This window comes from Stappia sp., from assembly GCF_965276915.1.
Lineage (GTDB): Bacteria > Pseudomonadota > Alphaproteobacteria > Rhizobiales > Stappiaceae > Stappia.
On record NZ_OZ255709.1, the window covers coordinates 175,846 to 198,920 of the forward strand.

Here is a 23,075-nt window from a genome sequence, read left to right on the forward strand (position 1 = left end):
GTGAAACACCCTGCGCCGCGCCTTCAAAAGCGCGGCGTTTTTGATAGAAAGCCGCCAGCCGCCGCGCGGCGGCAACAAGCGAACGCGAAGAAGAGGACGCATCGGATGAGTGAACGTCTCGAAGACATTGCCGAGGCCATGGTGGCCACCGGTCAGGGCATTCTGGCCGCCGACGAAAGCACCGGCACCATCCAGAAGCGCTTCGACCAGATCGCAACGCAGAACACCGAGGACAATCGCCGCGCCTATCGCGAGATGCTGTTCTCCGGCACCGAGGCGATGAACGACTGCATCTCCGGCGTCATCCTCTTCGACGAGACCCTGCGCCAGAAGGCCGCCGACGGCACGCCCTTCGTCGAGATGATCCGCAAGGCCGGCGCGGTGCCGGGCATCAAGGTCGACAAGGGCGCCAAGCCGCTGGCCGGCTTCCCGGGTGAGACTGTCACCGAAGGTCTCGACGGGCTGCGCGAGCGCCTGGCCGAGTACCACGATCTCGGCGCACGCTTCGCCAAGTGGCGCGCGGTGATCGACATCAACGAGGAAGACGGACACCCGTCGAGCACCTGCATCCAGTCGAATGCCCATGCGCTGGCCCGCTATGCGGCGCTCTGCCAGGAGGCCGGCATCGTTCCGATCGTCGAGCCGGAAGTGCTGATGGACGGCCCGGCCGCCTCGCATGACATCGAGACCTGCTACGAGGTCACCGAGTGGACCCTCAACACGGTGTTCTCCGAGCTGTTCCAGATGGACGTGATGCTGGAAGGCATCATCCTCAAGCCGAACATGATCGTGCCGGGCAAGAACGCCTCCTTCCAGGCCTCGGCCGAGGAAGTCGCGGAGCTGACGCTGCGCTGCCTCAAGGCAACGGTTCCGGCAGCTGTTCCCGGCATCGCCTTCCTGTCCGGCGGCCAGTCGGACGAGCTGGCGACCGAGCATCTGCACCTGATGAACGCCTCCGGCCCGCTGCCGTGGAAGCTCACCTTCTCCTACGGCCGCGCCCTGCAGCAGTCGGCGCTGAAGGCCTGGGGCGGCAAGCCGGAGAATGTCGCCGCCGCGCAGGCCGCCTTCCTGCACCGCGCCAGGATGAACGGTCTCGCCGCCAGGGGCGAGTGGAACAAGGCCCTGGAGACGGCCTGAACCGCCTCGCATTCCTTGATGACGCTTGACGGGAGGGGCGGTTTCGCCCCTCTTTTGCCGTGATCGGTCGCCATTCAGGGTCCGGTCACGCCGATGGGCCCCGCGAACCGGAAGGACACGCGCCGTGCACCCGCGCCTGTACCTGATTACACCCGAAGACCTCGACATCGACCGCTTCCCCGACCAGCTCGCGGCAGCGCTTGCCGGTGGCGACGTCGCCTGCCTGATGATTGCCGACGGCGGCTGGGGCGAGACCGGCTTCCAGAAGATCGCCGAACGCATCGTTCCCATGGCGCAGAAAGCCGGAACCGCCGTGCTCGTCCACAATGACAGCCGCACGGCCGGGCGCAGCCGCGCCGACGGCATCCATGTCGACACCGGCACGGAGGACGACCTGAAGCAGGCACTGGAAACGTTCCGTCCCGGCGGCATTGTCGGCGTCGGCGACATCCGCACCAGGCATGATGCGATGACCGCCGCCGAGCTCGGCGTCGACTACGTCTTCTTCGGCCTTCTCGCCCGCGAGGAGGACGAGGAGCCGCATCGCAAGACGCTCGACTTCGCCTCCTGGTGGGCGGAGATGTTCGAGACGCCATGCGTGGCCCTGAGCGGGCACGCGCTTGCCGGCATCGAGACCGCCGCTGCCACCGGCGCCGATTTCGTCGCCGCCCGGGCCGCCATCTGGAACCACCCGGACGGTCCCGAGGCCGCCGTGCGTGCGGCCAACGAAATCCTCTCGCGCCACCAACTGGGTGAGGTCGACAACGGATGACCCGGCCCGGCGGAAGGCATCTCCTGCAGGCAGGCATGCTGGCCGCGCTGCTCGGCGTGGCCCAACTCGCCCTGCTCCAGCCTGTCCTGGCCCAATCTGCCCTGGCCCAATCTGTCCTGGCCCAGTCTGCCCAGGCCCAGTCGGCCCCGGCACAGGCCGCCGCCGACGGCGATGCCCCTTCGGCCGCGACTTCGACTGTTCCAACCCCTGAAACGGCCCCCGCTCCCCTCGCGGATCCGGCCGGCGAAGCGGATGCCGCGGGCGGAACCGGCGAAACGCCGTCGGAACAGACCATCAACCTTCCCCCGATCGTGCCAAAAGCGCAGGACGGCGACGAGGACATTCCGATTCTCGTTCCACCGGTCGCCGTCCAACCGCCGCTGCCGCTCGATGTCGAGGGGGAAACCAACGACTATGCCTACGGAGCCTTTCAGCGCGGCTGGTACCTCACCGCCCTGTCGCTGGCCACGCCGCGCGCCGAAGCCGGCGACACCGCTGCCCAGACCCTGCTCGGCGTGCTTTACGAAACAGGGCACGGCCTGCCGCGCGATGCCCGCAAGGCCGCCAGTTGGTATGAGCTGGCCGCCAGGGCCGGCAACGTCCCCGCGGCTCTGCGCTACGGCCTGATGCTGCTCAACGGGATCGGTGTCGAGCAGGACAATGTCGCCGCCGGCGACATGTTCGAGATCGCCGCCAAGGCGGACATTCCCGAGGCAATCTACAATCTCGCCGGTCTCCACCGCACCGGGGAAGGCCGTCCCTTCGACCCGGACAAGGCGCTTGAACTGCTGCAGAAGGCCGCCGAGCTCGGCGATGTCGACGCCCGCTTCCAGCTCGCCCAGTTCCGCCTCGACGGCCCGGCCGACATCCGCGACGAGGGCCGCGCCGCCTTCTGGATGGGCCGCGCCGCCCGCCAGGGCCATGTCGGCGCCCAGGTCCGCTATGCCATCCTGCGTTTCAACGGCCGCGGCGTCGCGCCCGACGAAGCGGAGGCGGCCGACTGGTTCGAGCGGGCCGCGAATGCCGGCAACCCGGTGGCGATGAACCGCCTCGCCCGCCTCTACGCCTTCGGCCGCGGACGTCCGGTGGACCTCGAAAAAGCGGCCGGCTGGCATCTCGCCGCCCGTGCGCTCGGCATCTCCGACCTGGAGCTCGACGGCGTCCTGACCGCCATCGACGAGGAGACCCGGCGCAAGGCGGAGAGCTTCGCGCAGGGCTATGCGACCGTGCTCGACGCCCCCGACCCCGAGCCCCTGTCCGAGACCCCCTGAGCCGGCTGACCGGCCGTTTCGGCGCTCTGCCGCGCCCGCATCCCGCGTTTTTGCTTGATTGGCGACCCGAAGTGTGGTGCACAGGCCGCGCACCGAACATCGTGCCCGCTCCCGGCCGGTCCGCGTCTTGCGGCAGGCAGACGGACCGGCGTGGCACCTGTCCGGCGAGAGGCGCGCGGGCCCGTGGCGATGGTCAGGACCTTTGCCACATCCGGCACACCCGCACGCGACCCGCCGAAGGGGCATGAGCAACACAAGACCCCGCCGGATCGCACGCGCTCCGCGCGCGGAGCCGCAAGGCAGCCAGAGACGGAACCCGAATTCATGAAAATCAACGGCAACGAAATCAAGCCCGGCAACGTCCTTCTGCACCAGGAAACCCTTTGGGCGGTGGTCAAGGCCGAGCACGTCAAGCCCGGCAAGGGCGGTGCCTTCGCGCAGATCGAGATGAAGAACCTCATCGACGGCCGCAAGCTCAACGAGCGTTTCCGCTCCGCCGACAAGGTCGAGCGCGTCCGCCTCGAGCAGAAGGACTTCCAGTTCCTTTATCCGCAGGACGACATGCTCGTCTTCATGGACACCGAGACCTACGAGCAGATCGAGCTGCAGGCCGATTTCGTCGGCGAGCGCGCCGCCTTCCTCCAGGACGGCATGATGGTGACGCTGGAGCTGCACGAGGAGAAGCCGATCGGCATCACCCTGCCGCAATACGTGACGCTCGCGATCGCCGAGGCCGACGCCGTGGTCAAGGGCCAGACGCAGTCCTCGTCCTACAAGCCCGCCATCCTCGAGAACGGCGTGCGCGTCATGGTGCCGCCCTTCATCACCGCCGGCGAGCGCATCATCGTCGACACCGAGCTCGTCGAATACGTCCGCCGCGCCGACTGAGACGCCCTCTCCTTCCCGCCGGCGGCCAACGACCGCCGGCACCCGTTCCCCTTCTTCCGCGCCCCGCCCGCCGGTGCGCGCCGACACCTGCCAGGTAACGCAATGTCCCGCTCCGCTATTCTCAATGTCATGGTCCAGGCCGCGCTCAAGGCCGGTCGCAGCCTCGCCCGCGACTTCGGCGAGGTGGAGAACCTGCAGGTCTCGCGCAAGGGCCCGAGCGACTTCGTCTCCGCCGCCGACATCGCGGCCGAGAAGATCGTCCGCACGGAGTTGCAGAAGGCACGCCCGGACTACGGTTTCCTGATGGAGGAGTCCGGTACCATCAAGGGCGCGGATCCCCAGCACCGCTGGATCGTCGACCCGCTCGACGGCACCACCAACTTCCTGCACGGCATCCCGATCTTCAATGTCTCGATCGCGCTCGAGCGCGAGGGCGTGATCGTCGCCGGCGTGATCTACAACCCGGCGATGGACGAGCTGTTCACGGCCGAACGCGGCCGCGGCGCCTTCATGAACGACCGCCGCCTGCGGGTCGCGGCGCGCAAGTCGCTGCCCGACTGCGTCATCGGCACCGGCATTCCCTTTCTCGGCGTCGGCGACCATGCCCGCTCGCTGAAGGAAATCCGCCACATCATGGGCGAGGTCGCCGGCCTGCGTCGCTGCGGCGCCGCCGCCCTCGATCTCGCCTGGACGGCCGCCGGTCGCTATGACGGGTTCTGGGAGCATGGCCTGTCCCCCTGGGACATGGCTGCCGGCCTGCTGATGGTACGCGAGGCGGGCGGCTACGTGACCGACATCGACGGCGGCGAGCAGATGTTCGAGACCCGCTCGATCGTCGCCGGAAACGAGCAGGTCCAGGGCCAGTTGCGCAAGCTGCTCGCCAACGCCCGCGACTGACCGGCACGCGCCGGCGGCATGGCCGGGCACATTACGGCTTTTCACTACAGGGAAAATCACGCTATCAAGGGCTTGTCCTAAAACCGGGAGAAGACAAGCCGTCATGGCGCGTGCCTACGATCCGTACAGCCTGTCCAGCCCCTGGGTCTATCTGATCCGGATGATGATTTTCCTGGCGGTGGTCGCGTTTATCGCGCTGATCCTCTACCGCCAGATCGCCACGGCCTTCATGAGCAACCCCGGTCTCAACGGGCTGATCATCGGCACCGGCCTCGTCGGCATCCTGCTCGCCATCCGCCAGGTGATTCGCCTGATGCCGGAGGTCAACTGGGTCAACAGTTTCCGTCTTGGCGACCCCGGCATCGAGGTCCGCCGCCCGCCGGTCCTGCTCGCCCCGATGGCGACATTGCTCGGCAACCGGGCCGGCGAGACGATCCTGTCGCCGGCAACGATGCGCTCGATCCTCGATTCCATCGGCATGCGGCTCGACGAGGCGCGCGAGATGGCGCGCTACCTGACCGGCCTTCTCGTCTTTCTCGGCCTGCTCGGCACCTTCTGGGGCCTGCTGCAGACCGTCGGCTCCGTCAATGTCACGATCCAGAGCCTCGATGTCGGCTCGGGCGACGCCAACGTCATCTTCGAGGATCTCAAGGCCGGCCTGGAAGCGCCGCTCTCCGGCATGGGCACCGCCTTTTCCTCCTCCCTCTTCGGCCTGACGGGATCGCTGATCCTGGGCTTCCTCGACCTGCAGGCGGGGCAGGCCCAGAACCGCTTCTACAACGAGCTTGAGGACTGGCTGTCGACGCTCACCGACATCGAGCCCGAGGAGGGCGGTGGCGGGGCTTCCGGCATGGTGGAACTGCGCTTTGCCATCGACAACCTGCGCAAGGCCGTGGCCGAAGGCGGTGGCGGCGCCGGCCGCAATGCCGCCGTCGCGATGGCCAATCTTGCCGAAGGTATCCAGGGCCTCGTCCAGCATGTGCGCAACGAACAGCAGATGATGCGCGACTGGGCCGACGAGCAGTCGGAGCAGCAGAAGCGAATCGAGAAGCTGCTGCGCTCCATGTCGAGCGCCTTCGAGCGGATCAAGGACGAGCCGAAGTGATGCGGCACCGGATGACGCGCCGCAAGGGAACGGGCTGATCATGGCCGGCACGCGGATGAGGCGCAGGGACGCACGCACGGACTACTGGCCGGGCTTCGTCGACGCGATGGCTTCGCTGCTGCTCGTCATCATCTTCCTGCTGTCGATCTTCGTCCTCGCCCAGTTCTTCCTCGGCCAGCAATTGTCCGGCCGCGACACCGTGCTCAACCGGCTCAACGCCCAGATCAGCGAACTGACCGAGTTGCTTGCGCTCGAGCGCGCCTCCGGGCGCGACCTGCAGGACACGATCGCCTCGCTGACCGCCAATCTCGGCGATTCCGAAGCCGAGCGCGAACGCCTGGCCGGATTGCTGGCCGCCTCCTCCGACCGCGCCGATACGACGGGTGGCGCGCTTGCCGGGGTCGAGAGCGCGCTCGACGAGGAGCGCCGGATCTCGCAGCGCGCGCTGTCCCAGGTCGAGCTGCTCAACCAGCAGATCTCCGCGCTGCGCCGCCAGATCGGTGCCCTTGAGGATGCGCTCGACGCGTCCGAGAACCGCGATCGGGAGAGCCAGGCGAAGATCGCCGACCTTGGCCGCCGCCTCAACGTGGCGCTGGCCCAGCGCGTCCAGGAACTGTCGCGCTACCGTTCCGACTTCTTCGGCCGGCTGCGCGAGATCCTGTCGCAGCGCTCCGACATCCGCGTCGTCGGCGACCGCTTCGTCTTCCAGTCCGAGGTCCTGTTCTCCTCCGGCGCCGAGACGATCAACCCGGAGGGCGAGGCGGAATTGCAGAAGCTCGCCGACGCGATCAAGGAACTGGCGGTGCAGATCCCGGCGGAGATCAACTGGGTGCTCCGGGTCGACGGTCATACCGATGCGCGCCCGCTTTCGGGAACCGGCCGCTTCCGCAACAACTGGGAATTGTCGGCGGCACGCGCCATCTCGGTGGTGCGCTATCTGGTCGACCAGGGTGTCGATCCCAAGCGCCTTGTCGCCGCCGGCTTCGGCGAGTTCCAGCCGCTCGAGGACGGCGACAGCGACGAGGCGCTGGCCCGCAACCGCCGCATCGAGCTGAAGCTGACGGAGCGCTGATCACCTGAGCCTCCCCCACCTGTCCGACGCGCCGGCAAGCTCCGAACGAGGCCTTGCCCCGTCAGATCAGGCGTCGCCGGACCCCTCCCGAGGCCGCCACGCCATGGGGTGCGGTGTGATCCTTCGCCAGCAATGCCAGCCGGGCCGATAGCCGGGATGCGAGCGACGGCTCGCCGGAAGACCGCCCCTGCCGCCTTTCGAGAACCGAATAGCGGATTGACGGAAGCGGTGGCAGCGGGCAGTCCTCTCCAAGCGGCGGCAGGCCCAAACCGGCAACCGTTCGACAGGCAACGCCCAAGCCGGCCGCAACGGCGACGCGCGCACCCTCAAGGCTCGGCGTGACGACTGCGATGCGCCAGGCTCGGCCGGCCGCATCGAGCGCGTGCTCGGCCGCTTCGAGGAAGGGACAGGGGCGCGCAACGCTCACAAGCGGCAGAACCTCGTGGTCCAGCAACCCGGTTTCGCCGAACCAGCGCATCGGAAAGGCCGTCGCCCCGGCTCCGCGCAACCCGCTGACGCAAAGGGCGGTGTCGATCCGGTCCTCGCCCATTGCCCGCAACAGGTCGGCCGTGCCCCCGATCATGATCTCGAGGCTGGTCGCGGGCTCGCCGGCACGCAGCTCCGCAAGCACGGGGCTCAGCACCGTTTCGACAAAGTCTTGCACGATGCCGACCCTGAGCGGCCGGGCCTGGGTCGGACCCAGGTCGGTTCTCGCCGCGTCGATACGATCGAGAATGGCGCGCGCGTGTCCAAGAAACCGGCTGCCCGCCTGGTTCAGGCGCAGGGAACGTCCGTCGCGATCGAACAGGGGCTGCCCCGCAATGTCCTCCAGGCGAGACATCTGCAGGCTGAGGGCGGATTCGCTGCGCCCTATGCGTCCGGCCGCGGCGGCGAGGGAGCCGCAGTCGACGACAGCGACCAGACTGCGCAGAAGTGGCGTTGGCAGGTCCGGAATCATGAACAAAACTCAAATGTGGCTTCTGATTTTTCCCATAATAACTGAATTCCCCTGAAGTAAAATACGGAAACCGAAACCGGAGAACTTCAGATGCCCTTTGCCAGACTGACCCTGACACCCGCCCTCGCCCCCGAGCGGGCAGGCCGCCTCGCCGCGGAACTGACCGACCTCGTCGCGGCCAGTCTTGGCAAGCGACACGACCTGACCTCGGTCCTGATCGAAACGCCGGGCGAGACCCTGTGGACCATCGGCGGGCATCCCCGTGCGACCGCTGCGCACCTTGAGGTCTGCGTGACTGCCGGCACCAATTCCGACGAGGAGAAACGGGCCTTCGTGGCAAACGCCATGCGGACGCTGAAGGCAGCGCTGCCCGGTCTCGACCCGGCCACCTACGTGATCGTCAAGGAAATGCCGGGGTCGGACTGGGGCTTCGACGGGCGCACCCAGGCCGATCGCGCCCGGGAACGAAGCTGAGGCGGCTGTTTGCCGCCGGCTTCGACGAGTTTCCGGCCGCTTGAGGAAGGCGGCAGCGAGGAGGCGCTGGCCCGCGACCGCCGCATCGAACTGAAGCGTGAGGAACGCTGGCCCCGCTCGCCGACCGGCATGGCGATATTCTCCCCAACCGGCTCTTTACCGGACGGATGTCCTTCAGGTAGCCGTGATACGAGGAGGAACCTTGCCATGCTGGAACTTCGCCCTGGCTGCGAGTGCTGTGACCGCGACCTGCCCCCGGATTCCGGGGACGCGATGATCTGCACGTTCGAATGCACCTTCTGCAGCGACTGCGCGCAAGGCGTGCTGAAGGGGTGTTGCCCGAATTGCGGCGGCAACTTCACCAGGCGGCCGATCCGGCCGGCCGAGAAACTGGCCAGGTATCCGGCTTCGACCCGGCGGGTGGTCAAGCAGGCCGGCTGCGCCTGACGGCAGCCAAAAAGAAAGGCCGCCCGGGTTCGGACGGCCTCCCGATTGTCCTTACAAGCGCGCCAGGCTCAGTCTTCGTCGTCCTCGTCGCTCTTCTTGCCCTTCAGCGAGTTGAGCTTGGCAAAGACGGCGTCGGCGTCGATTTCCTCGTCCTTGGGCTGCGAGGGCGCCGGACGGGCGAAGGCGGCCGCCATGGCGTCTTCCGACGTCGTCTCGTCGACCGGCAACAGCGTCTCCTCGACATATTCGCTCTCGGGGCGCGGCGGCAGGTTCTTCGAGGCCTTCTCGACTTCCATGTCGAGTTCGATCTGGCTGCACAGGCTCAGCGTCACCGGGTCCATCGGCGTCAGGTTGTTGGAGTTCCAGTGGGTGCGCTCGCGGATCGCCAGGATCGTCGGCTTGGTGGTTCCCACCATGCGCATGATCTGCGCATCCTTGAGTTCGGGATGGTTGCGCACCAGCCACAGAATGGCGTTCGGCCGGTCCTGACGGCGCGACACCGGCGTGTAGCGCGGCCCCTTGCGCTTGCTCTCCGGCACCCGCGTCTTGGTTTCCTGGAGCTTCAGCCGGTAGGCGACGTCGCCTTGCGCCTTCTCGATCTCGTCGCGCGTCAGCTGCCCGGTCATGACGGGGTCGAGGCCCTTGATACCCTGGGCCGCCTCGCCGTCGGCGATCGCCTTGACCTCGAGCGGGTGCAGCTTGCAGAAATCCGCAATCTGTTCGAAGCTGAGGGACGTGTTATCCACGAGCCACACGGCCGTCGCCTTGGGCATCAAGGGAGTGGTCGCCATGTGTAAATGCCTCCTGTTCGCTCCGCCGATGGCCCGCACTTGAAGCGCAGGAACCGGCAAAGCCTAAATCTGTCGCATGGAAGGGGAACTGCAAGGCTTATACGCGCTCCCCGTCCTGAAATCAAACATGGATCACGCGCCCCGGTCAGTCAAAAGCACGATCTTTCCGATGTGGCCGGAGCTTTCCATCCGGGCATGGGCCGCCGCAGCTTCACGCAGGGGAAAGGTTGAATCCATGACGGGCCGCACGGTGCCCGCCTCGATCAGCGGCCAGACCTTTTCACGCAGGCTGGCGGCGATCGCCGCCTTGAACGCGGCATCGCGCGGCCGGAGCGTCGAGCCGGTATGGGTCAGCCGCTTGACCATCAGCCGCGAGAAATTGACCTGCTCGGCAACGCCGTTGAGCGTGGCGATCTGGCAGATGCGCCCTTCCACCGCCGCCACCTTCCAGTTGCGCTCGACATAGTCGCCCCCGACCATGTCGAGGATCACATGCACCCCCTCGCCGCCGGTCGCGGCAAGGATCGCCTCGACAAAGTCGGTCGTGTTGTAGTTGATCGCATGATCGGCGCCGAGCGCGCGCACCGCCTGCGCCTTTTCTTCGGACCCCACGGTGGTGAAGACCTCCGCGCCGAACGCCCTGGCGAGCTGGATTGCCGTCGTGCCGATGCCCGACGTCCCGCCATGGACCAGGAACCTTTCGCCCGATGTCAGGCCGACCCGGTCGAAGACATTCGTCCACACGGTGAAGAAGGTCTCCGGCAGGGCCGCTGCCTCCGCCATCGAGAGACCGGCGGGAACGGGAAGGACGCTGCCTTCGGGCGCCGTGACATAGTCCGCATAGCCCCCGCCTGGCACCAGCGCACAGACGGCGTCGCCCGGCACAAGGCCCGAAACCCCGGGACCGGTGGAGACCACGCGCCCTGCCACCTCCAGGCCGGGAATGTCCGTCACCCCTTTCGGCGGCGGGTAGCTTCCCGTCCGCTGCAACACGTCCGGGCGATTGACGCCTGCGGCCGCCACCTCGATCAGGACCTCGCCCGCGCGCGCCGACGGCGTCGGCCGCTCCATCGGCACCAGGACGTCCGGCCCCCCCGGGCTTTCAAAGCCGATTGCGGTCATCATGCGCGGTGTTTCGGTCATGGGTGTTTCCTTCCCCGGCTTGTCTCACGCCACGGTTTAAGCGTTCGCGGGCTCCCTGACAATTGACGGGACGGCCACAGGCCTGACATCTTGTCCGGTCTGGAGGAGCCGCTTTCTCGAGGAGACAAGGACAAATGCCTCAGGACGACAACCTGCCGCCCCAGACCATGCCGACCCCCGTGGTCGTGGGCGAGGACCTTTCCCGGCTTTCTGTGGATGAACTCGGCGCGAGGGTCATCCTGCTCCAGGGCGAGATCGACCGGACGGAAGCCGAGCGCTCCGCGCGCGGAGGCGTGCTTGCCGCAGCGGATGCCTTGTTCCGGAAATAGGCCGCGATAAACAACCTTCATGTAAGACCCGATTTCTACTTGGGAAATCGCTGCGGGCAACTTTGCGCGAGCGTTTGGGATTCATTAAGGTTTTAGATATTTACCAATTATTAAGCTTTCCAAATCATAACTGTGGGTATCCAGTCATCTGGATTTCGAGTGGCTCCTGTCCACTCTGTTTGACGCCTCCCTGTTAATGACTTCGAGCCGCGGCCACGCGGCTCTTTTTTTGCCCGGCACTTCGGTGTATCCCGGGTCGGTCGTGATTTTTTGGCGACCCTCTGTCGTGGCACGATGATTGCGTGGCAAGGATTGACGCCGCCGGCTGCGGCCCAAAACGGGACATGTGTCCAGGGACGCGACAGGATCGAAAGCCCCTGTCGCCAAGAGAGACACCCCCGAACCGGCCCGGACGCCTGATGCGTGGCGGCACGCAGGCATTGAGACAAGAAGACAGGGAACAGGAGGCACTGGCACATGACGGACTGGTTCTCATCCACAAGGCGGGAAGGACCCATCGACTTCGCCGATCGCCTGGCCAATTCGGACATGTTCCAGGCGCTGTTTCGCGATGGCATGGCCCTGGTCGAGGAAACCGCCGCCTATCTCGACGGTGACGGGCGGGTGGAGTCCAAGTCGCTGCCGCGCGCGGCCTCGCTCGCCTATGCGACCGAATCCATGCGCCTGACCACGCGCCTGATGCAGATGGCCTCCTGGCTGCTGCTGCAGCGGGCGGTGAACGAAGGCGAGATGTCATCGGAGCAGGCCGGCAGCGAGAAGAACAAGGTGCGCCTCGACACGCTCTCCTCGACGCGTGGCGGCCCCGGCTGGCAGGACCTGCCCGAGCAGCTTCGCGAGCTGATCGAGCGTTCCGTGCGCCTGCAGGAACGCATCGTCCATCTCGACCGCATGATCCACGAGAGCAAGCAGGGCGAGGTCCGCGCGGAAAACCCGGTCGCGGCACAGCTCAACGTCCTGACCGCCGCCTTCGGCGCCGGAGGCGGCCAGAACCGCCTTCGCTGATCCGGACGCGGGACGCGACACGACCACGCGCCACCCCTTCAACCGCACAACAAAAAACCCCGGCCAGGCGGCCGGGGTTTTTTGTTTCTTGCCCGGAAAGTCCGGGACAGGCGCATCCGGCGATCAGTTGCCGAGGAAGCCCGCATACTTGTTCTTGAAGCGCGAAACGCGGCCGCCACGGTCCATCAGCTGGCGATCGCCGCCCGTCCACGCCGGGTGCGTGCGCGGATCGATGTCCAGCTGCAGCGAGTCGCCTTCCGAACCATAGGTGGAGCGCGTGTGGAACTCGCTGCCGTCCGTCATCACCACCTTGATCGAGTGGTATGCGGGATGAATGTCCTTCTTCATCTTCTCGTCCCCGTGCCTGCGGCAAACACCGGCCCTGGGGAGGCGCGGCGCGTTCTTGGTTGAAGTGTCGGCGTGCACCCTGTCACACGCGCCTCTCCCGGCCATCTGGCGGAAGTCGCATTGCATGACGACTGCGCGAATTTGCGGTCCCCCGCACGGGAAGCGCGGGCGAGCCGAAACCTTGAGCGCGAGCCTATAGCCTATCCGCCCCCGGAAAACAAGGCCGCGACGCGATCTCTCGGGCCCTCGCTTGGTCCCGCTCCGGCGGCGCGGCAATCCGACCATGCGCAACCGGTTGGCCTGCCTTGCGCGACCCGCTATGGTCCGGCGGATTGCGAGAGGCGGTCCCGTATCGCCACGCGCCGAAAGGGCCTCAACGGAGAAAACAACAAACGTGTCCCGATACGGTTCCCCATCATCGCCCGATCGCGGCGGCAAGCGCGACATCCGGCCGCTGGCCTCCCTCCTCCCCTATCTGGTGAAGTATCGCGGCCGCGTGATTCTGGCGTTCCTCGCGCTGCTCGGCGCCTCCGCCACCACATTGCTGCTGCCCGTGGCAATCCGCCGGATGATCGACTTCGGCTTCGGCGCCGACGATCCCTCGCTGGTCGACAACTATTTCTCTGTGCTGATCGCCGTCGCGGCGGCGCTCGCGACCTTTTCCGCGCTCCGCTACTATCTCGTCACCTCGCTCGGCGAGCGCATCGTCGCCGACCTGCGCGCCGATGTCTTCGCCCATCTGGTGCGCCTGTCGCCAGCCTATTTCGACAGCGCCAAGTCCGGAGAGATGGTCTCCCGCCTCACCGCCGACGCCACCCAGGTCAAGTCGGCGGTCGGGGCGAGCGCATCCATCGCCATGCGCAACCTGATGATGTTCGCCGGCGCCTCCGCGATGATGGTGGTGACCAGCCCTCGCCTGTCGCTGTTCGTGCTTGGCGCGATTCCCGTCATCGTGCTGCCGCTGATCGCCTTCGGCCGCTCCGTCCGCCGGCGTTCCCGCCATGCGCAGGACACGCTCGCCGGCGCGTCCGCCTATGCCTCGGAATCGCTCGGCGCGATCCGCACCCTCCAGGCCTTCACCAACGAGCGCCTTGCCGGCCGCCGCTTCGCCGGCGCCGTCGAGGAGGCCTTCGGCGCCGCGCTGAAGGCGATCGGCGCCCGGGCGCTGCTCACTGCCTTCGCCATGTTCGTCATCGCCTCCAGCGTCGTCACCGTGCTTTGGGTGGGTGCCAGCGACGTCTTCAACGGGCGCATCTCCGCGGGCGAGCTCGGCCAGTTCCTTCTCTATTCGATCTTCGCCGCCGGTGCGCTCGGCGAACTCAGCCAGGTCTGGGGCGAAATTTCGCTTGCCGCCGGTGCCGCCGAACGCCTGTCGGAACTGTTGCGGATCGAGCCCGAGATCGCCGCCCCGCGCGATCCCAGGCCGCTGCCGAAGCGCGTCGCGGGAGAGGTGCGTTTCGACAAGGTCGGTTTTTCCTACCGGCAGGCGGGGGAACTGCCCGTCCTACATGGCGTCGACCTTGCGGTCGCGCCCGGCGAGACGGTCGCCGTCGTCGGTCCGTCCGGCGCCGGCAAGTCGACGCTGTTCCATCTGTTGATGCGCTTCTACGACCCGAGCGCGGGCGCGGTCCGCATCGACGGTCTTGACCTGCGCGACTGCGACCCGGAAGAGATCCGCCGCCAGATCGCGCTGGTGCCCCAGGACACCACGGTTTTCGGGGCAAGCATTGCCGAGAACATCGCCTTCGGCCGTCCCGACGCGGCCCGCGCCGAGATCGAGGCGGCGGCATCCGCCGCATCCGCCGATCTGTTCATCAAGGCCATGCCGCAAGGCTACGACACGCCGGTCGGCGAGCGCGGCGTGACGCTGTCCGGCGGCCAGCGCCAACGGGTCGCCATCGCCCGCGCGATCCTCAAGGATGCGCCGGTGCTGTTGCTCGACGAGGCGACCAGCGCGCTCGACGCGGAAAGCGAGACGCTGGTCCAGGGCGCGCTTGAACGCCTCATGCAGGGCCGCACCACGCTGGTCATCGCCCACCGTCTCGCCACCGTGCTGAAATCCGACCGCATCATCGTCATGGATGGCGGCCGGATCGTGGAAAGCGGCCGTCACGAGGAGCTCGTCGCCAGCGGCGGCCTTTATGCCAAGCTCGCCAAGTTGCAGTTCGAAAGCGGCGCACAGGCCTTTTCTTCGGCCGGCCGCACGCCCGCCCTCCCGGAATGAGCGGAACACCGTCCCGCTCCGGAAGCGCCCGCCTCGGGGACGGCCTCGCCGCTCAGGCGAACCGCTTGAGGAGGAATATCCGGTCGCGTCCGCGGGGATGGTCGCCGATGCGTCCGAATTCCTCGAAACCGAGCTTCCGGTAGAAGTCCGGCGCCTGGTAGGAAAACGTGTCGAGCCACAGGCCGACGGACCCCAGCCGCCGCGCCTCTTCCTCGACGGCCTCGACGAGGCTGCGGCCAACGCCGCGCGAGCGCGCGGCATCGGTCACCGCGAGGAGCTCGATGAAGGTCCAGTCGGAAACGCTGCGCGCAATGATGCCGCCGAGATAGGTCCCTCCGTCCCATGCTTCCAGGGAGAGGGTTTGCGGGCGGAAAGGATGGCCCGTCGCATCCGAATGGGCGCTGAGCGTGTCCAGGATCCGCTGGCGCGCCTCTTCACAGGCATCGCCGGCCTTGCGTATCTCGAGCATGTTCACGTGTCCGGAAAGTCAGGTGTGGATCAGGCCGCGCCCGGCGCCCTCGCGGGCACCGGGGCGTATCCTGGATCAGTCGTCCTCGGCGACCGGCACCGTATAGTTCAGCGGCAGGCGGCCGCCATCGGCATAGACCGTCTGGCCGGTCACGTAGCTTGCATCGTCCGAGGCCAGGAATGCGGCGACGCCGGCAATCTCGGAAGGATCGCCGACCCGGCCCAGCGGCGTGCGCGACAGGACCCGCATGCGCGCCGCCTTGTCGGAATTCACCGAGGCCAGCATCTCCGTCATGATCGAGCCGGGGCCGATCCCGTTGACGCGGATGCCATAGGGCGCGAGCGACAGGGCCGCCACCTTGGTGAGCTGGTTGAGCCCGCCCTTGGAGACCGAGTAGGGAACCTGGTTGGGAATGGCGAAGACCGCATTCACCGACGACATGTTGATGATCACGCCCGGCTTGCCGCCTTCCTTGACCTTGTCGACCATGTGCCGGGCCACCGCCTGGCTGCACAGGAAGGCGCCCTTCAGGTTGATCGAGAGGACGCGTTCGAAATCCGCCTCCTCCAGCTCGAGGAAATCGCCGCCGATGACGATGCCGGCATTGTTCACCAGGATGTCGATGTCGCCGAACGCGTCCAGCGTCGCGGCGACGAGATTGCGCACGTCGAGCTTCTCGGCCACGTTGCAATGCACGTAACGCACCTCGCCAAGCGCCTTGAGCTCGGTCTCGGCCGCCTCGCCGCGCGTGTCGTCCACGTCGGCAATGATCACCTTCGCGCCGTCGTTCAGGAAGCGACGGGCGATCGCGAAACCGATGCCGCCGGCCGCGCCGGTGACGATGGCTACCTTGTTTTCCAGGGACACGGAGTTCCTCGCAACTGTCATTCGGAATGATTGGCAGGGCACGCGTCCCGCGAAAGGGAAGCGCGCCCATGCGCGCGAACATAGGCCGGCAAGCGCGCCCTGTCGATCAGCGCCGCCGACATCTCCCGGGCGCACGCACCGCCGGCCGACCGCAAGCCAGGCGGACGCTGCGTTCCCACAGGTCCGCGAACGGGGCTACACCGCCAGCCCGCGGTCCTTCAGCGCGCTCTCGATCTCCTCGAGGATCGCCGGGTCGTCGATCGTCGCCGGCATGCGGTATTCGGCGCCGTCGGCGATCTGCCGCATGGTCGCCCGCAGGATCTTGCCGGAGCGGGTCTTCGGCAACCGTTCCACGGTGATCGCCAGCTTGAAGGCGGCAACCGGTCCGATCTTCTCGCGCACCAGCGCCACCAGCTCCTTCTCGATCTCGGAATGCGGCCGGTTGACACCGGCCTTCAGCACCACGAAGCCGCACGGTGCCTGCCCCTTGAGACTGTCGGAAATTCCGACGACCGCGCATTCGGCGACGTCCTTGTGGCTGGCCAGCACCTCCTCCATCGCGCCCGTCGACAGCCGGTGGCCGGCGACATTGATGATGTCGTCGGTGCGCGCCATGACGAAGAGATAGCCGTCCTCGTCCATGATCCCCGCATCGGCCGTCTTGTAGTAGCCCGGGAAGTCCTCGAGATAGCTTGCGTGGAAGCGCTCCGGCGCATTCCACAAGGTCGGCAGGCAGCCCGGCGGCAGCGGCAGCTTCACCACCACGTTGCCCAGCGTTCCCGCCGGCAGCGGATGGCCGGCATCGTCGAGGACCTGCACGTCGTAGCCCGGCATCGGCACCGTCGGCGAGCCGTGCTTGACCGGCAGCATGCCGAGACCGACCGGATTGCCGACGATCGGCCAGCCGGTCTCCGTCTGCCACCAGTGGTCGACCACCGGCACGCCGAGCTTGTCCTCCGCCCAGGCGAGCGTGTCGGGATCGGCGCGCTCCCCGGCAAGGAACAGCGTTCGGAAGGACGCAAGGTCGTGATCGCCGATCAGCTTGCCCTCCGGATCCTCCTTCTTGATCGCCCGGAACGCCGTCGGCGCGGTGAACAGGGCAACGACATTGTGCTCGGCGATCACCCGCCAGAACGTGCCGGCGTCCGGCGTGCCCACCGGCTTGCCCTCGAACACGACGGTCGTCGCCCCGTGCAGCAGCGGCGCATAGACGATGTAGGAGTGCCCCACCACCCAGCCGACGTCGGAGGCGGCCCAGAAGACCTCGCCCGGCTCGACGCCATAGTGGTTTTCCATGGTCCATTTCAGCGCCACCATGTGCCCGCCATTGTCGCGCACGACGCCTTTCGGCTGGCCGGTGGTGCCGGAGGTGTAGAGGATGTAGAGCGGATCCGTCGCCTCGACCGGGACGCACTCGATCTTGCGCCCCAGCGCCAGCGCCTCGTCCATCAGCGCGCCCAGGTCCCGATCCTGCGGCCGGGTGAGCTCGGCCGGCGCCTGCGTCCGTTGCAGCACGAAACAGGCGTCCGGCTTGTGCACGGCCATCTCGACCGCCGCGTCGAGCAGCGGCTTGTAGGCGATGACGCGGCCCGGCTCAATGCCGCAGGAGGCGGCGATGATCGCCTTGGGGGTGGCATCGTCGATGCGCGTTGCCAGTTCGCGCGCGGCAAAGCCGCCGAAGACGACCGAATGCACGGCGCCGATGCGGGCGCAGGCCAGCATCGCCATCACCGCTTCCGGGATCATCGGCATGTAGATGATCACCCGGTCGCCCCTGGCAACGCCGTGGTCGACAAGGATCGCGGCCATCGCGTTCACCCGCTCCAGCGTCTCCTCGAAGGTGTAGCTTGCCTGCGCTCCCGTGATCGGGCTGTCGTAGATGATCGCCGGCTGACCCGGGCGGCCGCGCTCCACGTGCCGGTCGAGGCAGTTGTAGCAGGTGTTGCACTGGGCGCCGGCAAACCACCGGCCGTATCCGCCGAGCGAGGGATCGAACACCTTGTCCCAGGGCTTCACCCAGTCGATCTCGGCGGCGGCCTCGGCCCAGAAGGCCTCCGGATCGCGCCGCCATGCCTCATAGGTCTCGTGATAACGGCTGGCCATCTGGACATTCTCCTCCCTGTCGCGTGCCGTCGCGCTCCCCCAAATCGGGGCGCGCCTGCCAGGCATCTTGTCATCCCGCACCGTTCGCCGGGGCCTTCCGGCCCCCGCCCGCCTGCCGGACATTCTTGACTGCGTATCTGCCGTCACCGAAAGGACGAAGGCAAGCCTTGCCGGCCTAGACATTCGGAGAATGGGAGCTTTGCGTAGGTGGCGGACAGGCGGCGGAGCGCTCTCCGGCGGCACCGCCGGAGGCTTCACAGCTAGAGCAGTCCGAGACTGCTCGAGATCGCCGCAATGCGTGGCATGGCGGTGGCCCTCACCGAGGCATGGAACCTTTCCGGGAAATCCGCCGGCAGTGTTTCCTCGACCTGACGGAAGGCACGCTCGCCAATGTCCGCTATGCGCTCCAGGGTCCGCATCACGAGGCTCTTGGGCACATTCGCCCGGCCGGCTGTCTGGAGAAAGTGGCGGGGATGGATCTCGTCAACCCGATAATGCCGGCTGTCGCCGGCCGACATGGCGAGCCTCATCTGCCGCCGCCTGATCTGGCCCGCGTCCAGAAGCGGCTGGACCGTGAGGATGTCGTAGAGCGGCGTGAGGTGGAAAGCGCCGCCCGGCATCAGGAAGATGCTGAAGTTCTTCGCATGGCCGTCCGTCGCGCCGATCACCCAAAAGAAAAGCTGTGCCGCGAGAAACGTTTCCTGGTCCTCGAGAGGCGTATCGCTGGCCCTCAGCAGATCCAGAACATCGCTCATGCCCGGTCCGCCATCGCGCTGATACTTGAGTGTCGGGGGAACCGACAGGGCCTGACAGCAATCCTCCTGCGGCAGGCGCAACAGGCGGCCCTCGCCTGTCCACCGACGGTCGAACCGCTCGATCACCAGCGTCTTCGTCTCGCCGAACGTCTGCATCTCCGCGGCAGCGACCGGCAGGCCGAACGCCTCGGCCAGCTTCAGGCAGTAGAATTCGTTCTCGACGCTGTCGGACAGATTGATGCCGTCGGGCAGCACACCGATCTGCGTCTTGAAGATATGCGTCGTCGGTGTCGTGCCGCGAGGTTTCAGCCAACGTCCCTCGTTCCGGAGCAAAGCGGTTTTTTCCTGCGCTCCGGCAAGGGAGATCCGGAACGAGTCGTCCCTCTCGATCCCCAGAGGCGCCTGGGCAAGGTTCCGCAGGAGCCTCTCGATGTCCGCCTCATCGACGGCTTCCCCGTCGATTCCGCCGTCGTCGACCCGTTCCTCGTCGTCGGGAACGAACTGAAAGGCGCCAACGCAATCGCGTCCGATCCGGGTCAGCAGACTGAAGGCATCCACACCTCGCGCACCCACTTTTTCGGCGATCCGGCGACGCAGGACGTCGGAATCGGGCAGCAGGTTCTCGAACACTGCGGAGACCGGTTCTCCACGGTAGGCCTCCTCACGCAAAGGCAGCGACAGTGACACGGGGATCGCATTGGCCCGCGCCAGCCAGGCGGCTTCGTAGCGGAATGACACGGCACCGCCCGGCTCCTTGAGAAGGAGCCCGGCCAGTTGCGAGCCCAGATACACCCGCAAGGGAGGATATGTCCGCCGACGCGCCATTAGCCCAGCAGATCCTCAAGATCGGCCTCGCTGGCACCGCCTGCGCCACGCGTCTCTATACGGAACTCCAGGTCGAGCGCCGCCAGCACGGCAAGCAGCGTTTCGATCCGCACGCCCGGATTGCCGTTTTCGATGAGTGAGACCGTGCCTTGCCGCAGGCCGGCCCGGCTGCCCAGATCGGCCTGGCTCATGCCTCGCTTCTTGCGGGCGCGCCGCAGGACGCTGCCGATCTGTTTGGGACTGCGTGCAAGGTCGGTCATGGGCACCTCCGCCTCTCTTATACGCCACAACAGATAACAAAAAAATATTTGATATAGCGTATAAATTAAAATTATACGCTGTGGCGACTTAATTAGCTTTATAAGATATAGCGTATAAAACTGCAGGCAATGCCGCAAGGCCCTCCGGGGTACGTCGCGCGGGCAGCTTGACGCGACACCCGCGTGGCGGGAAAAGGGGGCGCTGGCGGCGGTTCGCTTCCGCAAATCCGAAACCCCTTCGACGGCAACGGTCCGAGCCAGCTCTCCGTCACATTCGATCCGCCCCCTTGCAAGCCTCTCTCCGCGAGACCCGCCCCGTGCATCCCATCGCCGATCCTCTCTTCTATGCCTTCGCCATTCCGGCGGTGATCCTCGTCGGTCTCGCCAAGGGCGGCTTCGGCGGGCCGCTGTCGCTGCTCGGCGTGCCGATGATGAGCCTTGTCATTGCCCCGGTGCAGGCGGCCGGCATCATGCTGCCCATCCTCGTCGCCATGGACATGGCCGGTCTCTTCGCCTATCGCGGCAAATACGACACGGCGAGCCTGAAGATCCTGCTGCCGGCCGCCATTCTCGGCATCGGGCTTGGCTATCTGACCGCGGCCTATGTCAGCGATGCGCATGTCCGCCTGCTGATCGGCCTCGTCGCCATCCTGTTCGCGCTCGACGCCTTTCGCGGCGGCGCGGCGCGCGCCGAACCGAAACCCCAGCGCCCATGGACCGGCCGCTTCTGGGGGCTGATCGCCGGCTTCACCAGTTTCGTCAGCCATGCCGGCGGGCCGCCCTACCAGATCTACATGCTGCCGCTCAGGCTCGATCCGGTGCGCTTTGCCGGCACCACGGTGATCTTCTTCACCACCATGAACGCAATCAAGCTGGTGCCCTATGCCGCGCTCGGCCAGTTCGACACGGTCAACCTCGCGACCTCCGCCGTGCTGCTGCCGCTGGCGCCGCTGGCAACGCTGGCCGGGGCCTGGGCGGTCCGCCGGATCAAGCCGGCGCTCTTCTACCGCATCACCTATGCCGCGGTCGGCATCATCGGCGTCAAGCTGCTGTGGGACGGGCTCGCCGACCTGCTTGCATGAGCGTGCCCCTCCCCCGTCTCATCGCGGTTGATCGCGCCCGTCTTTGAAGCTTTGATGATCGCAGCGGAAGGTCGTCCGGCGCGGCGGCCCCGGCGCAATGGAAACTCGGAGGAACGAATGGCCGAAACCGGCAATCCCTACATGCGCGATCTCGGCAAGACGACGGCCAACCACACGCCGCTCTCCCCCCTGAGCTTCCTGGCGCGGGCCGCCCATGTGTTCCCCGCCCAGACCGCCATCGTTCACGGTCGCCAGCGCTTCTCCTACGCGGAATTCTACGCCCGGTCCCGCCGCCTCGCCTCGGCTCTCGCCGCCCGCGGCATCGGCAAGAACGACACGGTCACGGTGATGCTCTCCAACACCCCGCCGATGCTCGAGGCCCATTACGGCGTGCCGATGACGGGCGCCGTGCTGCATTCGCTCAACACCCGCCTCGACGCCGCCGTCCTCGCCTTTCAGCTCGACCATGCGGAGACGAAGCTGGTCATCACCGACCGCGAGTTCGCCCCCGTCATGAAGGAGGCCCTGGCGCTGGCCAGCGTCACCCCGCTCGTCATCGACTATGACGATCCGGAGTTCCCGCAGGAGGGAGAGCGGCTCGGCACGCTCGACTACGAGGCCTTCGTCGCCTCCGGCGACCCGGATTTCGCTTGGTCTCTGCCCGAGGACGAATGGGACGCGATCTCGCTCAACTACACATCGGGAACGACCGGAAACCCCAAGGGCGTCGTCTACCACCATCGCGGCGCCTACCTGCTTGCCCAGGCCAACATCCTCACCGCCTCGATGGCAAAGCACCCGGTCTATCTGTGGACCCTGCCGATGTTCCACTGCAACGGCTGGTGTTTTCCCTGGTCGATCTCGGTCGTGGCCGGCACCCATGTCTGCCTGCGCTGGGTGCGCCAGAAGCCGATCTGGGACGCCCTTGCCGACGAGGGCGTCACCCATCTGTGCGGCGCGCCGGTGGTCATGTCGACGATCCTCAACGCAGCCGACGCCGACAAGCGCGACCTTGCCGGCCGCATCGTCGAGTTCTTCACCGCAGCCGCCCCGCCGCCCGAGACGGTGCTCGCCGCGATGAAGGAGGCGGGCTTCAACGTCACCCACCTCTACGGGTTGACCGAGGTCTACGGCCCCGCCGTCGTCAACGACTGGAAGGTCGAGTGGAACGAGCGGCCGGCGGCCGAACAGGCGGCGCTGAAGGCGCGCCAGGGCGTGCGCTACGTGGCACTCGAGGACCTGACGGTGCTCGATCCGCAGACGATGCAACCGGTGCCCGCCGACGGCGAGACGCTGGGCGAGGTGATGTTCCGCGGCAACGTGGTGATGAAGGGCTATCTGAAGAACCCTGAGGCGACCGACGAGGCCTTTGCCGGCGGCTGGTTCCATTCCGGCGACCTCGGCGTCCTGCACGAGGACGGCTACATCCAGCTCAAGGACCGCTCCAAGGACATCATCATTTCCGGCGGCGAGAACATCTCCTCGATCGAGGTCGAGGATGCCCTGTTCCGCCATCCCGACGTGATGGCCGCCGCCGTGGTCGCCCGGCCAGACGAGAAGTGGGGCGAGACCCCTTGCGCCTTCGTCGAATTGCGGCCCGGCGCCAGCGTCACGGACGAGGAGATGATCGAGTTCTGCCGAGGGCGCCTCGCCCGCTTCAAGGTTCCCCGCCACGTCGTCTTCACCGAACTGCCGAAGACCTCGACCGGCAAGGTGCAGAAATTCGTGCTGCGCGAGATGGCCAAGGCGATCTGACCGCCTCCCGCCCGGAAACGACAAAAGCCGCGGCACTGCCGCGGCTTCTGATGTCGACCGGCGGGCGAACCCGCCGGCAA

The 23,075-nt window shown here is 66.9% G+C and carries 23 protein-coding genes; 14 read left to right on the forward strand and 9 right to left on the reverse strand.

From position 1 onward, the window contains the following. The first annotated feature begins 105 nt into the window (after window positions 1-105). The 7 genes from ACQY46_RS00790 (at window position 106) to ACQY46_RS00820 (ending at window position 7,142) form a co-directional block, all read left to right on the forward strand. Window positions 106-1,137, forward strand: a complete 1,032-nt coding sequence (locus ACQY46_RS00790) for a class I fructose-bisphosphate aldolase (protein WP_428698427.1) — start codon at window positions 106-108, stop codon at window positions 1,135-1,137. A 124-nt stretch (window positions 1,138-1,261) separates the two neighbouring features. Next, window positions 1,262-1,909, forward strand: coding sequence for a thiamine phosphate synthase (locus ACQY46_RS00795; RefSeq protein WP_428698428.1), 648 nt, complete (start codon window positions 1,262-1,264; stop codon window positions 1,907-1,909). Continuing rightward, window positions 1,906-3,180 (forward strand): tetratricopeptide repeat protein, encoded by a 1,275-nt coding sequence (locus ACQY46_RS00800; RefSeq protein WP_428698429.1) that lies wholly within the window; start codon window positions 1,906-1,908, stop codon window positions 3,178-3,180. Before ACQY46_RS00795 ends, ACQY46_RS00800 begins: the two co-directional genes overlap by 4 nt. 324 nt (window positions 3,181-3,504) lie before the next feature. After that, entirely contained in the window at window positions 3,505-4,068 is a 564-nt protein-coding gene (efp, locus tag ACQY46_RS00805) for an elongation factor P (RefSeq protein ID WP_428698430.1), read from the forward strand. Between the two features lie 102 nt (window positions 4,069-4,170). Then, the gene (locus ACQY46_RS00810; RefSeq protein ID WP_428698431.1) at window positions 4,171-4,965 is read left to right on the forward strand and encodes an inositol monophosphatase family protein; all 795 of its coding nucleotides are present in this window, start codon (window positions 4,171-4,173) and stop codon (window positions 4,963-4,965) included. A 103-nt stretch (window positions 4,966-5,068) separates the two neighbouring features. After that, window positions 5,069-6,070 (forward strand): flagellar motor protein MotA, encoded by a 1,002-nt coding sequence (locus tag ACQY46_RS00815; protein WP_428698432.1) that lies wholly within the window; start codon window positions 5,069-5,071, stop codon window positions 6,068-6,070. Window positions 6,071-6,110: 40 nt separating this feature from the next. Next, window positions 6,111-7,142: a peptidoglycan -binding protein gene (locus ACQY46_RS00820; RefSeq protein WP_428698433.1), complete on the forward strand. Its 1,032-nt coding sequence runs from the start codon at window positions 6,111-6,113 to the stop codon at window positions 7,140-7,142. 61 nt (window positions 7,143-7,203) lie between these two features. Here ACQY46_RS00820 and ACQY46_RS00825 read toward each other — a convergent pair whose 3' ends face one another. Next, window positions 7,204-8,100, reverse strand: coding sequence for a LysR family transcriptional regulator (locus ACQY46_RS00825; RefSeq protein WP_428698434.1), 897 nt, complete (start codon window positions 8,098-8,100; stop codon window positions 7,204-7,206). A gap of 90 nt (window positions 8,101-8,190) precedes the next feature. Between ACQY46_RS00825 and ACQY46_RS00830 the strand changes: the two genes are divergently transcribed. Both ACQY46_RS00830 and ACQY46_RS00835 read left to right on the forward strand, forming a co-directional pair. Continuing rightward, window positions 8,191-8,574, forward strand: a complete 384-nt coding sequence (locus ACQY46_RS00830) for a tautomerase family protein (RefSeq protein ID WP_428698435.1) — start codon at window positions 8,191-8,193, stop codon at window positions 8,572-8,574. A 207-nt stretch (window positions 8,575-8,781) separates the two neighbouring features. Continuing rightward, entirely contained in the window at window positions 8,782-9,021 is a 240-nt protein-coding gene (locus ACQY46_RS00835) for a DUF1272 domain-containing protein (protein ID WP_428698436.1), read from the forward strand. A 68-nt stretch (window positions 9,022-9,089) separates the two neighbouring features. Here the strand turns inward: ACQY46_RS00835 and ACQY46_RS00840 are convergent, their stop codons facing one another. After that, a complete protein-coding gene (locus tag ACQY46_RS00840; RefSeq protein WP_428698437.1) occupies window positions 9,090-9,812 on the reverse strand; it encodes a DUF1013 domain-containing protein in 723 nt (240 codons plus the stop codon). A gap of 132 nt (window positions 9,813-9,944) precedes the next feature. Beyond that, window positions 9,945-10,955, reverse strand: coding sequence for an NAD(P)H-quinone oxidoreductase (locus tag ACQY46_RS00845; protein ID WP_428698438.1), 1,011 nt, complete (start codon window positions 10,953-10,955; stop codon window positions 9,945-9,947). A 134-nt stretch (window positions 10,956-11,089) separates the two neighbouring features. Between ACQY46_RS00845 and ACQY46_RS00850 the strand changes: the two genes are divergently transcribed. Continuing rightward, window positions 11,090-11,284: a DUF1192 domain-containing protein gene (locus ACQY46_RS00850; protein WP_428698439.1), complete on the forward strand. Its 195-nt coding sequence runs from the start codon at window positions 11,090-11,092 to the stop codon at window positions 11,282-11,284. A 477-nt stretch (window positions 11,285-11,761) separates the two neighbouring features. Further along, on the forward strand, window positions 11,762-12,307 hold the full coding sequence (locus ACQY46_RS00855; protein ID WP_428698440.1) for a DUF1465 family protein: 546 nt from the start codon (window positions 11,762-11,764) through the stop codon (window positions 12,305-12,307). A gap of 123 nt (window positions 12,308-12,430) precedes the next feature. Here the strand turns inward: ACQY46_RS00855 and rpmE are convergent, their stop codons facing one another. Continuing rightward, the gene (gene rpmE, locus ACQY46_RS00860; protein ID WP_306027956.1) at window positions 12,431-12,655 is read right to left on the reverse strand and encodes a 50S ribosomal protein L31; all 225 of its coding nucleotides are present in this window, start codon (window positions 12,653-12,655) and stop codon (window positions 12,431-12,433) included. A gap of 319 nt (window positions 12,656-12,974) precedes the next feature. Between rpmE and ACQY46_RS00865 the strand changes: the two genes are divergently transcribed. Then, entirely contained in the window at window positions 12,975-14,879 is a 1,905-nt protein-coding gene (locus tag ACQY46_RS00865; RefSeq protein ID WP_428698441.1) for an ABC transporter transmembrane domain-containing protein, read from the forward strand. Window positions 14,880-14,931: 52 nt separating this feature from the next. On the opposite strand, the gene ACQY46_RS00870 is transcribed toward ACQY46_RS00865, so the two are convergent. From ACQY46_RS00870 to ACQY46_RS00890, 5 genes are all read right to left on the reverse strand, one after another. Beyond that, the gene (locus tag ACQY46_RS00870) at window positions 14,932-15,348 is read right to left on the reverse strand and encodes a GNAT family N-acetyltransferase (RefSeq protein ID WP_428698442.1); all 417 of its coding nucleotides are present in this window, start codon (window positions 15,346-15,348) and stop codon (window positions 14,932-14,934) included. Between the two features lie 75 nt (window positions 15,349-15,423). Next, complete coding sequence (locus ACQY46_RS00875; RefSeq protein ID WP_428698443.1) at window positions 15,424-16,236, reverse strand: SDR family NAD(P)-dependent oxidoreductase; 813 nt, start codon at window positions 16,234-16,236, stop codon at window positions 15,424-15,426. A 174-nt stretch (window positions 16,237-16,410) separates the two neighbouring features. Then, the gene (locus ACQY46_RS00880) at window positions 16,411-18,318 is read right to left on the reverse strand and encodes a propionyl-CoA synthetase (RefSeq protein WP_428698444.1); all 1,908 of its coding nucleotides are present in this window, start codon (window positions 18,316-18,318) and stop codon (window positions 16,411-16,413) included. 260 nt (window positions 18,319-18,578) lie between these two features. Beyond that, the gene (locus tag ACQY46_RS00885) at window positions 18,579-19,811 is read right to left on the reverse strand and encodes a type II toxin-antitoxin system HipA family toxin (protein WP_428698445.1); all 1,233 of its coding nucleotides are present in this window, start codon (window positions 19,809-19,811) and stop codon (window positions 18,579-18,581) included. Window positions 19,812-19,897: 86 nt separating this feature from the next. Next, window positions 19,898-20,158 (reverse strand): helix-turn-helix domain-containing protein, encoded by a 261-nt coding sequence (locus ACQY46_RS00890; protein WP_428698446.1) that lies wholly within the window; start codon window positions 20,156-20,158, stop codon window positions 19,898-19,900. A 287-nt stretch (window positions 20,159-20,445) separates the two neighbouring features. On the opposite strand from ACQY46_RS00890, the gene ACQY46_RS00895 reads away from it, so the two are divergent. Both ACQY46_RS00895 and ACQY46_RS00900 read left to right on the forward strand, forming a co-directional pair. After that, complete coding sequence (locus ACQY46_RS00895; RefSeq protein WP_428698447.1) at window positions 20,446-21,240, forward strand: sulfite exporter TauE/SafE family protein; 795 nt, start codon at window positions 20,446-20,448, stop codon at window positions 21,238-21,240. A gap of 117 nt (window positions 21,241-21,357) precedes the next feature. After that, the gene (locus tag ACQY46_RS00900; RefSeq protein WP_428698448.1) at window positions 21,358-22,995 is read left to right on the forward strand and encodes an acyl-CoA synthetase; all 1,638 of its coding nucleotides are present in this window, start codon (window positions 21,358-21,360) and stop codon (window positions 22,993-22,995) included. The last annotated feature ends 80 nt before the right edge of the window (window positions 22,996-23,075 follow it).

Bases quoted from the DNA above. Each gene is read 5' to 3' on its own strand.
- efp (WP_428698430.1), top strand. From the start codon at position 3,505: ATGAAAATCAACGGCAACGAAATCAAGCCCGGCAACGTCCTTCTGCAC.
- ACQY46_RS00830 (WP_428698435.1), top strand. From the start codon at position 8,191: ATGCCCTTTGCCAGACTGACCCTGACACCCGCCCTCGCCCCCGAGCGG.
- ACQY46_RS00820 (WP_428698433.1), top strand. From the start codon at position 6,111: ATGGCCGGCACGCGGATGAGGCGCAGGGACGCACGCACGGACTACTGG.
- ACQY46_RS00855 (WP_428698440.1), top strand. From the start codon at position 11,762: ATGACGGACTGGTTCTCATCCACAAGGCGGGAAGGACCCATCGACTTC.
- ACQY46_RS00810 (WP_428698431.1), top strand. From the start codon at position 4,171: ATGTCCCGCTCCGCTATTCTCAATGTCATGGTCCAGGCCGCGCTCAAG.
- ACQY46_RS00900 (WP_428698448.1), top strand. From the start codon at position 21,358: ATGGCCGAAACCGGCAATCCCTACATGCGCGATCTCGGCAAGACGACG.
- ACQY46_RS00890 (WP_428698446.1), bottom strand. From the start codon at position 20,158: ATGACCGACCTTGCACGCAGTCCCAAACAGATCGGCAGCGTCCTGCGG.
- ACQY46_RS00880 (WP_428698444.1), bottom strand. From the start codon at position 18,318: ATGGCCAGCCGTTATCACGAGACCTATGAGGCATGGCGGCGCGATCCG.
- ACQY46_RS00790 (WP_428698427.1), top strand. From the start codon at position 106: ATGAGTGAACGTCTCGAAGACATTGCCGAGGCCATGGTGGCCACCGGT.
- ACQY46_RS00865 (WP_428698441.1), top strand. From the start codon at position 12,975: ATGGTCCGGCGGATTGCGAGAGGCGGTCCCGTATCGCCACGCGCCGAA.
- ACQY46_RS00870 (WP_428698442.1), bottom strand. From the start codon at position 15,348: ATGCTCGAGATACGCAAGGCCGGCGATGCCTGTGAAGAGGCGCGCCAG.
- ACQY46_RS00825 (WP_428698434.1), bottom strand. From the start codon at position 8,100: ATGATTCCGGACCTGCCAACGCCACTTCTGCGCAGTCTGGTCGCTGTC.
- rpmE (WP_306027956.1), bottom strand. From the start codon at position 12,655: ATGAAGAAGGACATTCATCCCGCATACCACTCGATCAAGGTGGTGATG.
- ACQY46_RS00800 (WP_428698429.1), top strand. From the start codon at position 1,906: ATGACCCGGCCCGGCGGAAGGCATCTCCTGCAGGCAGGCATGCTGGCC.
- ACQY46_RS00850 (WP_428698439.1), top strand. From the start codon at position 11,090: ATGCCTCAGGACGACAACCTGCCGCCCCAGACCATGCCGACCCCCGTG.
- ACQY46_RS00835 (WP_428698436.1), top strand. From the start codon at position 8,782: ATGCTGGAACTTCGCCCTGGCTGCGAGTGCTGTGACCGCGACCTGCCC.
- ACQY46_RS00845 (WP_428698438.1), bottom strand. From the start codon at position 10,955: ATGACCGAAACACCGCGCATGATGACCGCAATCGGCTTTGAAAGCCCG.
- ACQY46_RS00875 (WP_428698443.1), bottom strand. From the start codon at position 16,236: ATGACAGTTGCGAGGAACTCCGTGTCCCTGGAAAACAAGGTAGCCATC.
- ACQY46_RS00840 (WP_428698437.1), bottom strand. From the start codon at position 9,812: ATGGCGACCACTCCCTTGATGCCCAAGGCGACGGCCGTGTGGCTCGTG.
- ACQY46_RS00815 (WP_428698432.1), top strand. From the start codon at position 5,069: ATGGCGCGTGCCTACGATCCGTACAGCCTGTCCAGCCCCTGGGTCTAT.